The organism is Peptidiphaga gingivicola (assembly GCF_001652275.1).
Taxonomy (GTDB): Bacteria; Actinomycetota; Actinomycetes; order Actinomycetales; family Actinomycetaceae; genus Peptidiphaga; species Peptidiphaga gingivicola.
This window is the reverse complement of record NZ_LVZK01000001.1, coordinates 592,222-604,049: the sequence shown is the minus strand read 5'-3', so window position 1 is coordinate 604,049 and position 11,828 is coordinate 592,222. Positions and strand designations below refer to the sequence as shown.

Sequence of the window (11,828 nt, the reverse complement as noted above, 5' to 3'; positions counted from 1 at the left end):
AGTCACGAAAGGGACACCCATGATGCCCCATGGACTCTTCACACGCAAAAAGAGGAAGCTCGCCGCGCTGGCTGCGGCGGCGACGCTCGCCCTCGCCGCATGCTCCCCGACCGATTCCTCCTCGGACTCCTCGGACGGAACGCGGGTGACCTTCCGCGTGTGGGATCAGGAGGCAGCGGCCGCCTACAGGGAGTCGTTCAAGGAGTTCCGCAAGAAGAACCCCGAAATCGACGTCAAAGTCGAGGTGGTTTCCTGGAACCGCTACTGGGACCGCCTGCCGCTCGACATCTCCTCGGGCGACATGGCCGACGTCTACTGGGTCAACTCCTCGAATTACGCGCAGTATGCCGACAACGGCAACCTCATGGACGTCGAGGACGCCGTGGGCTCGGACCACGAGGAGTGGCAGAAGCCCGTCGTCGATCTTTACACGCGCAAAGGAAAGCTGTGGGGCGTTCCGCAGCTGTGGGATTCCATCGCCTTGTATTACAACAAGGACGCGGTCGAGGCCGCGGGCGTCGACGCCTCGGATCTCACGTGGGCGCCGGACGCGGGCGAAGGCGACACCCTCCTGGGGGCCGCGCGCAAACTCACCGTCGACAAGAGCGGCAGGCATCCGGGCGAGGACGGCTTCGACGCAAAGAACATCGCAACCTACGGGTTCAACGCGCAGGCCGACATGCAGGCCGTCTACCTCCCCTTCCTGGCCGAGGCCGGCGGGACATACCAGGCCTCCGACGGCACATTCGCCTTCGCCTCGCCTCGAGGCAACAACGCGTTTTCCTACCTCGTGGCGATGATCAATGCGCACCGCGTGGCGCCGCCCGCCGCAGACACCAACACGAATGGGGATTCCACCCGAGACCTGTTCGTCAAGGGAAAGCTCGCCCTCTTCCAATCCGGCCCGTACAACCTCAAGGAGGTTGCCGACAACGCCAAGGGCTTCAAGTGGGGCATCGCCCCCATGGTGGCCGGGCCGAAGGGCCGCATATCCACCGTTCACGGGGTCGCCGCCGTCGGCAACGCAAAAACGAAGCACAAGGCGGCCACGGCAAAGGTCCTCAAATGGTTGGGCTCAGCCGAAGGCCAGCTGCCCCTTGCCGAACGCGGCGTCTCCTTCCCGGGGGCCGTGGCCGCGCAGTCGGCCTTCGTCGACTATTGGAGGAAGAGGAACGTGGACGTTTCGGCGTTCGTCGAGGCGTCGAGGGGAACGACGACGAAGCCGCCCGTCGGCCCGTCCGTCAATGCGGGGACCAAGGCCTACACTCCCTTGCTGCTCGACACCTTCCTCGGATCCTATCCGGTCCCCGAGGGGCTGAAGAAGGCCCAGGAGGCAGGCAACAAGGAAATGAAATGAGCGGGCGCGCGAGGCCCGGCTGGCGGTCCCCGCCTCAGTCAGGTCAGCCCCGCGTGAGCTCGGCGATCAGCCCGTCGGCGCCCGCCTCGACCTGCGCCAACGTGCGGTCATACTCCTCGGGCCCGCCGCCCCACGGATCGGCCACGTCCCACCGGCCGCTGGAGTAGTAGAACTCGGAGCGGCCCCGGGTCTCTTTCCCGTCCGCGAGCGCGCCGCCCGGACCGAAGCAGCCGTCGGGCGCGACTCCCGGGCCGGCCCCGTCGAACTCTCGCCACAGGTGAATTCGGGCGCCGTCGACCCCGGCGTCGGCGCACATCCTCCGCAGGGCCCGCGCGTGCCCCGTCGTCATCGCCAGAATGAGCCCAGATTCGGCCAGTTCGCGCCGCGTCGCCCGGTGGGCGCTGCGCACGGGGACGGCATACCCGGCTTCGCGGAGAACCCTGGCGGCGGGAGGATAGATCGGATTGCCGCGCTCCTCGTCCGAGACCCCGCAGCTGGCGACGCCGTAGGCCAGACCCGCTCCTTCGATCCTGTTGCGCAGCACGACCTCGCCGATCGGCGAGCGGCAGATGTTTCCCGTGCACACGACGAGAATCTGCGGGTTGGCGGCAAGCTGGCGCTGAATCTTCGTAGGCATGGGCCAATGATATCGGCAGCGTCGCGGCCCTCCCGAACTCTGGGCCGTCCGGTTGGCCGCTTTCTCCCTCTCCCACGGGAGTTTCGCCGTCGCCGGCACAGCGCGAAACCGAGCCGAAAGACGGCGCCCGCGGCCCCCGACTTAATGCTGTTCGCGACGGCCTGCCCTACCAGCGCCAAAGAGTTGCAAAATGCGCCCCCGCTTCCGGGAACCGACTATTCGGCGGGCTCCCCGCAAGCGCGTGATGCGCTTGCGGGGAGCCCGCCGGTCGGCCCGAATTGCATCGGACTTTCGTCGCCTGGCTCGGAGCGTCTCGGCGCCTTCCGATTCAGAGCGGTTCCGAAGTGCGTGCGATGCCCGCCCGAGCCTTTGCAGTTTCGGCGTCGGCCCTTAGTTCGGCCTCAACCTTGGCACTTTTGCCTCAGCCCTTGTCCCTTTTGCGGAGGAACATGAGGGTTCCGCCCACAACCACGGCGAGCAAGCCGATGACTCCCAGCCAGAGCACCGCCGCACCCGTATCGGGAAGCGAGGGCTTGGAAGGCGCCGCCGTCGGAGTCGAAGGCGTCGCTGCGGGAGTCGAAGGCGTCGCTGCGGGAGTCGAAGGCGTCGCGGTCGGAGTCGAAGGCGTCACCGAGGGGGTTGAGGGAACCGGGGGCACGGGGGCGCCCGGCGTCGTCGGCGGCGCGATCGGCGTCGGAGGCGTAGTCTGCGCCGGAGGCGTGGCGACCCGGTTCGCCTTGTTCGTCACGACGACGGACGTGAGCGTCCTGTCGCCGACGGTGACGACGGCGCTTTTGCCGCCGTCGGCCACCTTGACGTTCGAATCCTTCGAGGAGAAGACGGGGTCTCCCCAGGTCACTCCGTCGTCGGTCGGCTTGATCTCGGAGAGGGTGACCTTCGTGCCCTTGGGGAGGGAGCCGATCGTCTTGGCGGGGCCGCCGGCCTTGAGGCTGAGAGTGTCAGACTTCTCCTTGCCGCCGACCGTGTAGCTGGCCTTGACGGTGTACTCCTTCGCGGCGTCGACCTGCGAGGCCGCGTCGCCCGTGAGCGGCGCCTTGGTCACGCTGATGGAGCCGAAGCCGGCCCCGTCAAGCCTCCCGGCGCCGAGGGTCGCGATCGCAGCGTCGCTCTTGACGTCCGAACCGTTGACGTTCGCGTGGTTCTGTATGGCGTCACCGACTTTGACCTGCGAGGGGTCCTTGAGGACCGTGTAGTAGCCGAGCTCGTAGACGTAGCCGTCCTGGCGGGGCCAGCTCGCCGCGAAGCCCTTCTCGTTGGGCTGGAACTGGAAGGTTCCGCCGCCGACGCTCTGGCCGACCTTGATCGTCTCGTCGGCGTCGGCCCCGGATTCGAACTTCTTCGAATCCTTCCACACGCGCAGAACGGGTTGCCGTCCGGACTCGTCCGAAAGCTTGTACCCGCCGTGGTCGGCGCTGAAGGTGTCGTTGACCGTGATCTGCCCGCTGTTGGCGTAGGCTCCGGCGTTGACCCAGATCCTCCAGTAGAAGAGGTTGGGGCTGACTTCGCCCTCGACCCACCCCTGCTTATAGGCCTTCTCGGGGAGTCCGCGCAGGTCGCCGGGCTTGATCATTCCGCCTGGAATCCCGACGACGATCGGGTTTCCGGGAACCTTGAACGTGAAGTTGCCGACCCCTTCGGACTTGGAGATCTGGGTCCGAACCCAGCCTCCGCCCTGCATGTCGGGGTGGGAATTGACGTAGTCCGTGAACGTGCAGGTCAGCGTTTGGCCGGCGCCGCCGGGAACCGTGCACTTGGCGACCTCGGTCTTGCCGTCGTTCGCGTACATCGGGAACGACGTGATCTGGGTGCGCATCGAGTCGGGCAGGCCGATGGTGAAGGTGTCGCCGGCTTTTGCACCGGATCCGGTCGTGTCCACGGTGAACTTCACCTTGGTGATGTCCCACACGTGGTAAGGCGTCGACTGGCTGTCGCGCGACGTGTTCTCGACCGTGATGCCGGTTACAACCTTGACTTCATTCGCACTCGCCGCGGTGGGCATGGAAAGAAGCGCACCGAGGCTCAGCGCGAGCGTGCAAATGAGCGTGAAGATCCCCGGCGTTTTCCGGCGGACCCCAATTGGTGAGGAAGTTGTCATGAAGTTGTCCTTGCGTGTTAAGCCATGGGCGTTATTCAAATGTCGACACGTGTGGGGAATGGTTCCCATGGCATAGGACAATCGTAGATTAAACGGTCTTTTTCAGCCCCGCCGAGGCTATGGGGAACTCTGCCCGTATGTAAAGTCAGTCACAAGGCGCCTGCGAGAATTCCGAACGATCTACGGAGAAACCCTCCTAGGCCGCGCGGGGCGACGTCGAATTGCACCGCCCCGCGGCCCGCATCCCCACACGGGCCGCGGAAGGCCGCTCCAAGTGCGTGAACCGGAGCGACTACGTCAAGAGTAAGGAAAACAAAGGTTTCGCTCGTCCTCCCACAAGCCGAGCCGGCCAGCCACTTTGGGTGGACGCCTCGAAAACGCCCAGAAGAAAAACAGGGGTTTTGTTTGAATTAGTCGTCAACCTCGGGCGGCGGCGTCGGAGTGCTCGAAGAAAAAATCAAGCCCCGCGGCGGCAGTGACAATCGCCACCCGCGGGGCCGGGAGCTTCGCCCCCTCAGAAGTCCCAGTCGTCGTCGGTCGTGGCCTCGGCTGTGCCGATCACGTAGGAGGAGCCCGACCCGGAGAAGAAATCGTGGTTTTCGTCTGCGTTGGGCGAGAGGGCCGCGAGAATGGACGGGTTGACGGCGGTCTGGTCCGGTCCGAACAGCGCCTCGTACCCGAGGTTGTTCAGGGCCTTGTTCGCGTTGTGGCGCAGGAACATCTTGACGTCCTCGGTCAGCCCCATCTCGTCGTAGAGAGACTCGGTGTAAAGCTCCTCGTTGTCGTAGAGGTCCATCACCAGGCTGTAGGCATACTCCTGCAGCTCGTCGCGCCGCTCCTGCGAGGCCTTGACCAGTGCCTTCTGGTACTTGTAGCCGATGTAGTAGCCGTGGACGGCTTCGTCGCGAATGATGAGGCGGATGAGGTCGGCCGTGTTCGTCAGCTTGGCGTGCGCGGACCAGTACATCGGAGCGTAGAAGCCCGAATAGAAGAGGAAAGATTCGAGCATCGTCGAGGCCACCTTGCGCTTTTCGGCGTCCTCACCTCGGTAGTAGTCGAGGATAATCTTGGCTTTCTTTTGAAGATACTCGTTCTCTTCCGACCACCTGAAAGTCTCGTCGATCTCTTCAGTGGATATAAGGGTGGAAAATATCGACGAATACGATTTGGCGTGAACTGATTCCATAAAGGCGATGTTCGTGAGAACCGCTTCCTCGTGCGGGGTGACGGCGTCGGGAATGAGCGAAACGGCCCCCACGGTTCCTTGCACGGTGTCGAGCAGCGTCAGCCCGGTGAACACGCGGGTGGTCATCTGCTGTTCGTGGGGCTTGAGGGTGCTCCACGAAGGAATGTCGTTCGAGAGCGGAATCTTTTCAGGGAGCCAGAAGTTGCCGGTGAGGCGATCCCAGACCTCCAGGTCCTTTTCGTCCTCGATTCGGTTCCAGTTGATCGCCTTGACGGAATCGACCAGCTTGATCTTCGGCGGCGTCATGATTCTCCTCGTTCAGGGTTGCCCGCTTGTACCCCGACATTCTTCCACGTCGCGGCGCGCAATGGAACGGACGCGCCAGCCCGGCGGACCCCGCCCGGCAGGCCTCCGCACGCAAGCCTTAGCCCTCACCCCTTTTGCTCCCTTAGACTTGTGCCATGAGCATCACCGAGCCCGCTTCGTTTTCCCCAAGCGACGACGCCGGAGACTCCGACGCCGCCGCTCAGACGCAGGCCTCCCTGCCGGAGGAGCCGGACGCTCTCGACCCGCAAGATTCGGCGGCGGACGGCCCGGGCGGCAGTTCCGCGTCCACGGGCGGGGAAACCACCCGACGGCTCGGGCGAATCGGCGGTTTGGACGTCGCGCGAGGCCTGGCTGTCTTGGGAATGATCTACGTGAACTTCGCGCCGATCGGCGACGGCGACGACAGGTGGTCCTCGGCCCACTCAATCCTGTCGGACATTCCCAACGGGCGCTCCGTCATCCTCTTTGCCCTGGTCGCAGGTATATCGCTGTCCCTCCTCACGGGCAGGGACGCGCCCTACACCGGCGAGCGGATGGCGACTGCGCGCAAGCGCATCGTCGGACGAGCCTTCATGCTCGTCTTCCTCTCGATGTTGACGTCTCTGCTCAATCTGCCCGTCATCGTCGTCCTCAGCTATTACGCCGTTTGGTTCGTCTTGGCCCTGCCCTTCACATCGTGGAGCGTGCGCAAGCTGTGGACGGCTGCGGCTGCAACGGCCGTCGTCGGCCCGATTCTCTCTGTGGCAATCGTATGGGTGACGGCCTCGCTCGGGCTTGTCGCTCAGGAGAACGACCCGTTCCTATGGACGATGCTCATCGCGGGGAACTACCCGGGGCTGGTCTACATGGCTTTCATCTTCGCGGGAATGGCGATCGGCAAGTCATGCATCGCCGAGGCGAGGCACCAGGCGAAGCTCGTCGCCTTGGGAGCGGCTTTGATGGTCCTCGGGTACGGGGGGAGCTACGTCCTCACGCACACTTTGTTCGACTCCAGAGACACTCTGCAGGTGCGCGGGGCCGTTGTGACGGAGGAAAGCGGAGGGAGCCACGTCTCCCCCGATTCGTCGTCGGACGGCCAGGCGGATCCGCCTCCGGCCGACCCCGACAGCGATCAGCGCGAGCATGCCTTCGACTGGGCGCCGGTCGCCTTCGACCCAGCCTCGCAGCTGGTTACGGCCAACCCTCACGCCAACACGGTGTTCGAAGTGGTCGGATCGGGAGGCTTCGCGATCGCGCTGACCGGGCTGTGCCTGCTCATCGGCCGGGCTTCCCGCAACGTGCTTCGGCCGCTTGCCGCAGTCGGCTCCATGTCGCTGACTGTCTACGCAACCCATCTCGTAATCCTCGGAACGATGCCGGACCTTGCGAACAACAGCTGGGAGGCCGTGCTGTGGATGTCCGTCGGCGCCCTGATCGTATGCGGCCTGTGGCGCCTCTTCTACAGACGCGGGCCCTTGGAGTGGGCGATGTGGCGCTTCTCCTACTACGTCGCGGGCCTGCTCTCGGCGGAGCGAATCGCGCCGCCGAGCGGGGCTGAGGGCACGGGTTCGCCAGACACGGTTTCCCCAGCCAGAGCGGAGTCCTAAATCTTTCTCCCGGACCGCCAGATCCTTCTCCCCGCGCCGCCCTTTGATTGGCGCAGCATTCTCGGCCAGCGACGTCAGCCGAGGCGGCCGAAGTTGGAGTCCCGGCCAAACAGCCTGTCGAGCTCGCGCCGTTCCTTCTTCGTCGGCCTGCCGGTTCCGGGCTCGCGCCTCATCACGGGAATGCGCACGCGCGGGCGCTCCGGCGTGAGATTCTCGTAGCACGCCTGCGCCAAGGGCGCGCTCGTGCGCTTCGAAATGACGCCCGTGACCTTGAGAATCCGATCGAATCCCTCGTACCGATAACGCACTTCGTCGCCGACTCGGACGGGAGTCGAGGGCTTGGCCGTCTCGCCGTTCACCCTGACGTGTCCGGCTTTGCACTCCGAGGTCGCCAGCGAGCGGGTCTTGCATTGGCGCACGCTCCACAGCCAAACGTCCACGCGGACTTTCGTCTGTTCGCCGCCGCTCGTGCCGGGCCCTCGCCCGTCGTCTCGCCGCGCCGTCATTTGCCCTTCTCCGCGGTTCGATACACGCCTATGACCGCCTCGGTCAGGTCCGTGTAGACCAAACGGCTCCCCTGCCAGGCAAAGCCGTAAGGCCGCAGCGCGTCGCCTCCGTTCGCCTCTGCGAGCAGCTGGTCGGCGCGCGTCTTGTCGATTCCGGCGACCGTCGCGCCGTCGCCGTCGACGAGGATCGACGAAACGATGGCGGGCGCCTTGGACTCGCCCGCAGACTTGCCGTGGGTTTCGACGTTGACGACGGCGATGTCGTGGCTGAGGTCCACGCCCTTGACCTTCGCCTCGCCGATGACTGTGCTGCGCTTGCCGTCGATCGAGAGCTTCCCGTCGCCGGCGGAAAGGAGCACCGGCGCCTTCGGCCCCGAGGCCAAGTACCGCTTGCCCGGGGGAAGGGGGTGCGCCGCGTCGCTCGAACTGGTGGAGGAGCCCTCGCCCGCCGTGCCTTCGCCCGCCGCGTCGCCGCCGGCCTCGTGTGACTGCGTCGGCGACGCCGAAGCCTCGGCGTCCTCGCCAGGCGCCGCGTCGCCCGCGCCACTGGCCCGGCCAAGCCGCGAGCGCATGTCCGCTTCGGCGTCCGCAAGGCTGGAGTCGGACTCGACTGCCGAGCTCAGCACGGTCACGTCGGCTTCGAGTTCCCACGCGTCGTCCGCCCCGGCGCCGATTCCGACCAGGCCCGATTCGGTTTCGCAGACCACTCCGTCCTTGAGCGCCGCGCAGGCGCCGTCGAAATCCTTCCTGACAAAGCGATTTCCGCGGGTGAAGTAGACGCCTGACATAGAGTCCGTCCGCACGACGAGGTAAGAACCGGTCATCTGCGCGCGAATTCCCGTGGCTTGGGAGACCGGAGGCCTGGCCGCCGGCCTGTGCGCGGATTTCTTTTGCGGCGGCGTGCCGGAGGGAACGCCGTTCGACGACGGGCCGTTCGAAGGCGAAGCGGCGTCGGAGGGAGAGCCGGACGAACCGGCGCGCGACGGCGAGTTGCCGCTCGAAGGCGAAGCGCTCGAAGCCCGCGGCGTCTTCGGCCGCTTGGCGGCCGCGGAGGAGGATGCTTTTCCATGGGTCGGCGAAGCCTTTTCGCCCGCCGACGCCGAGGGCTTCCTTTCGGCCCCCTCAGTCTCTGGCGCGGCGACCTTTGGGGCGGCGATTCTCAAGTTCTTGTCCGCGACGGGGGCGCCGTCGGCGTCGAACCCCGTCACGTGGACGTCTTTCGTTCCGTCCCAGGTGAGGAAGTAGGCGACCCCTTCGCGCACGCCGACGAACTGGAAGGTGCCGGCGGGGCCGACGCTGAGGTCTTTGAACCGCCCGCTGGCCGGATTGAGGATGCGCGGATCGCTCACCGACCATTCGCCGTCCTCGTAGTTCGAGGCCAGGCACACGGTGGGCGAGTCTCCGACGCAGTCGACCCATCCGTCTGCGGTCTTCTTCCACGAGGCCTTCGCCTCGCCCGGCACGTATCCGGCCAGCTCCGAGCTCTTCGCCTTGAAGTCGTGGTGCACAGAGACCACCGTTTTTCCGCTGACGACGACGCCCGCGAGTTCGCCGGGGCCGCTCTCCTTGCGTTCGAGGAGAGCGGCCGTTCCCGGAATTTTCGGTGCGTATTTGAGGGCGGCAAGGGTGGGCGCGGGGGCGGTCTCCGTCGTGGACGCTCCCGCGCCGGACGGCGACGTCGGCTTCGGCGTTTGGCCGCAGGCCCCGAGGGCCATGAGAAGACCCGCGAACGCGGCCGATGTGCGCGCGAACGGCCTACGGGTCATTCTCATTCTCCTTCCGGGAGGACCTTGCGAGCCGACCTCCCTACTGTTTCACGGTCTGCAACAAATTGCGAACCGAATCTCTGGCGACGGGTCCCCAAAAGTGATGCGCGGCTCCCTAGGCGGCACGCGAATCCTGGGCATGCGAGCCGGAAACCAAGCCCGTCGACGGCATTCGTCCGCCGGCCTGCCGATGCCTGCACGGCCGCCGACGCGGTCACCGGCTGACGACCGCCGTCACGTCGGAGGGCGTCGGATTCTTGCCAGCCTTCACGTTGGCGAGCATGAGCACCCGCGATCCCCGCATGTCGATGACGACGTCGGAACCCGTTCCCTCGGCGTCGAAATCCCCCGCCGCGAGCGCCTTGACCTGGCTCGGATCGATTCCCGCGGCCCGAATGTCATAGGGCGCGATACGATAAACCGGGAGGCCGCCCTTCGGCTCGTCGTCGGTGATGAGCCACGCGGCGAACCTTCCGCTGCGGTCCTTGCCTACCACCATGACGTCCGTGAGGCGGCCGCCGCCGAAGTCCCCCGCTGCGACGACGCCGTCGATCCCGCTCGCCAGCGGGCCGTTCGCGCCGCCTTCGTCGCCGACCAGGCCCTTGAGGCCGCGGACGGGCCACGGCTTGTCCCGGGCCAGCCCGTGTTTGGACACGTGAAGATAGACGCTCGTCGTGCCGTCGGCCCACACAACGAGGAGGTCGTCCCTCTTGTGGTCGCCGTCCGGGCTGAAGTCGCCGCCGATGATCTGGCGTGCCTGAACCCATTCGAGCGGATCGTGGGGGTTGAGATGCATCAGCCGGCGGGGCCCTCTCGAGCCCGGGTCCTGGAGCATCATGACTTTCCCGTCCTGCCCAAGGGCGACGAGGTCGTCCTGGCCCGAGCCGTCGAGGTCCGCGGTCGTGAGCATCCGCGGCGGCAGGTTCGACGACGACCCGCGCGAGACCCTCCGGGAGGCCATGAACGGGAACGTGAGGCTGCCCGAGCCAAGGAAGACGTCCATCGTCCCGTTGCGCCAGGAGACGACGAGGTCGTCGGCGCCGTCCACGGCGCCGAAGTTGCCGGCCGCCATGAGCCGCGCGCCGCTCCAGTCGCCGGCTTTCGACATGTCGAAGGCCTCGGCCTTCGCGATGAGCTCGGTGACGAATCCGGACATGCGCACGCCCACGGATTCGTCGTCGGTGTATCCGCCGCCGTCCTGGCCGCCGCCCGTGACGGCGACCATGCACCACTTGGTCACGCCGTTGACCGTCTTCGGAACGAGCCACGGCCCGCCGGAGACGCCGCTGGCCATTCCGGAGCATTTGATGTTGAAGAAAGACGTGCCCGCTTCCTGGTACTCGGAGGTCGAGTTGAGGCAGTGGCGGGGGTAGGCGGCGGTGTACGTCGAATTGCTGGAGTCGTCGGCCGGGTAGCCGACGATCTCCACCTTCGGCTGGGCGATCTGCGCGTCGAGGGAGATGTCGAACCCGCCCGTCACCTCTTGGATCGTTTGGTTGGCGACGTTCGGGGCGACGCTGAGGACGGCGACGTCGTAGGCGACGCCGTCGTCGCCCTCGCTCTCGTAACGGGGGTCGATGTGGATGGTGGAACCGGACATCTCCCAGACTCCGTACGGCGTTCGAGCCCGGCCGTTCACCCACGAGAATTGGGGGATGAACACGACCGACTGGGCGTTGACGTTGTACCAGCAGTGCGCCGCGGAGACGACGATCGTCCCCGAAGCCGAATTGACGACGGAGCCGGAGCATGTGTGGTACTCGGCGGTCGAGCGCGGCCCCGTGCGGTAGAAGAAGGTTCCCGTCTGCGGCAGTCCGATGAAGTTCTCGCCGACGCCCACCGTCCCCTCGCCGAGTTGGACGTTCGAAAGTTTGGGGTCGTTCAGGGCCGAAGCGGGCAGCTGGGTTGCCTGGGCCGACGGCTGCTTCTGCTGGTCCGGGCCGCCGCCCCTGACTGCCCGGGCGAGCCTGTCCCTGGTCCAGAAGCCGTTGCCGCCCACGTGGCGCTTGGCGCGGGAGTCGAGGGCGACCCGCCCGCCTTCCGAAAGCGGACGAGGCACAGGCGGCTTGAGAATGGGCCGGGAACAGCCCGCCAGCATGAGGCACGCGCACACCACGGCGAGCACGATCCGCCTGCACCCTGTGATTCTCGCCATCTGCCCTCCTGTTTGGACGCCGCTGGCTTCAACGTCGCGCATGCCCGAGGAATTCCCCGGCGGCGCGTCGGCTTCGCAAAGCGAACTCGCGGCGTCGTGCGGCGATGCCTTCCCAGCGATCCATTCTAGTGCCTCCTCTCGGCCCGCCGACGCCTCTGCCTCAGAATTGCGTGTCTCCTTTTGGCCTGCGCG

General features: G+C 66.2%; 8 protein-coding genes. 2 read left to right on the top strand and 6 right to left on the bottom strand.

Annotated features, from left to right (window positions below; genetic code table 11):
* Positions 1–19 precede the first annotated feature (19 nt).
* Complete coding sequence (locus A4H34_RS02450; RefSeq protein WP_064230955.1) at positions 20–1,357, top strand: ABC transporter substrate-binding protein; 1,338 nt, start codon at positions 20–22, stop codon at positions 1,355–1,357.
* A gap of 43 nt (positions 1,358–1,400) precedes the next feature.
* Here A4H34_RS02450 and A4H34_RS02445 read toward each other — a convergent pair whose 3' ends face one another.
* The 3 genes from A4H34_RS02445 to nrdF all read right to left on the bottom strand — a co-directional run bounded on the left by A4H34_RS02445 (position 1,401) and on the right by nrdF (position 5,602).
* Complete coding sequence (locus A4H34_RS02445) at positions 1,401–1,994, bottom strand: low molecular weight protein-tyrosine-phosphatase (protein WP_082903012.1); 594 nt, start codon at positions 1,992–1,994, stop codon at positions 1,401–1,403.
* Between the two features lie 421 nt (positions 1,995–2,415).
* A complete protein-coding gene (locus A4H34_RS02440; protein WP_064230954.1) occupies positions 2,416–4,110 on the bottom strand; it encodes an Ig-like domain-containing protein in 1,695 nt (564 codons plus the stop codon).
* A 514-nt stretch (positions 4,111–4,624) separates the two neighbouring features.
* Entirely contained in the window at positions 4,625–5,602 is a 978-nt protein-coding gene (nrdF, locus tag A4H34_RS02435) for a class 1b ribonucleoside-diphosphate reductase subunit beta (RefSeq protein ID WP_064230953.1), read from the bottom strand.
* A gap of 155 nt (positions 5,603–5,757) precedes the next feature.
* Here nrdF and A4H34_RS02430 point away from each other — a divergent pair, with 155 nt between their 5' ends.
* A complete protein-coding gene (locus tag A4H34_RS02430; RefSeq protein WP_064230952.1) occupies positions 5,758–7,209 on the top strand; it encodes a heparan-alpha-glucosaminide N-acetyltransferase domain-containing protein in 1,452 nt (483 codons plus the stop codon).
* A gap of 74 nt (positions 7,210–7,283) precedes the next feature.
* Here A4H34_RS02430 and A4H34_RS02425 read toward each other — a convergent pair whose 3' ends face one another.
* The 3 genes from A4H34_RS02425 to A4H34_RS02415 all read right to left on the bottom strand — a co-directional run bounded on the left by A4H34_RS02425 (position 7,284) and on the right by A4H34_RS02415 (position 11,636).
* Entirely contained in the window at positions 7,284–7,715 is a 432-nt protein-coding gene (locus A4H34_RS02425) for an RNA-binding S4 domain-containing protein (protein WP_064230951.1), read from the bottom strand.
* Positions 7,712–9,481, bottom strand: a complete 1,770-nt coding sequence (locus tag A4H34_RS02420) for a hypothetical protein (protein WP_064230950.1) — start codon at positions 9,479–9,481, stop codon at positions 7,712–7,714. Before A4H34_RS02420 ends, A4H34_RS02425 begins: the two co-directional genes overlap by 4 nt.
* Before the next feature lie 214 nt (positions 9,482–9,695).
* Positions 9,696–11,636 (bottom strand): trypsin-like serine peptidase, encoded by a 1,941-nt coding sequence (locus tag A4H34_RS02415; protein WP_064230949.1) that lies wholly within the window; start codon positions 11,634–11,636, stop codon positions 9,696–9,698.
* Positions 11,637–11,828: the final 192 nt, after the last annotated feature.

Bases quoted from the DNA above. Each gene is read 5' to 3' on its own strand.
- A4H34_RS02450 (WP_064230955.1), top strand. From the start codon at position 20: ATGATGCCCCATGGACTCTTCACACGCAAAAAGAGGAAGCTCGCCGCG.
- nrdF (WP_064230953.1), bottom strand. From the start codon at position 5,602: ATGACGCCGCCGAAGATCAAGCTGGTCGATTCCGTCAAGGCGATCAAC.
- A4H34_RS02425 (WP_064230951.1), bottom strand. From the start codon at position 7,715: ATGACGGCGCGGCGAGACGACGGGCGAGGGCCCGGCACGAGCGGCGGC.
- A4H34_RS02430 (WP_064230952.1), top strand. From the start codon at position 5,758: ATGAGCATCACCGAGCCCGCTTCGTTTTCCCCAAGCGACGACGCCGGA.
- A4H34_RS02445 (WP_082903012.1), bottom strand. From the start codon at position 1,994: ATGCCTACGAAGATTCAGCGCCAGCTTGCCGCCAACCCGCAGATTCTC.
- A4H34_RS02420 (WP_064230950.1), bottom strand. From the start codon at position 9,481: ATGACCCGTAGGCCGTTCGCGCGCACATCGGCCGCGTTCGCGGGTCTT.
- A4H34_RS02415 (WP_064230949.1), bottom strand. From the start codon at position 11,636: ATGGCGAGAATCACAGGGTGCAGGCGGATCGTGCTCGCCGTGGTGTGC.
- A4H34_RS02440 (WP_064230954.1), bottom strand. From the start codon at position 4,110: ATGACAACTTCCTCACCAATTGGGGTCCGCCGGAAAACGCCGGGGATC.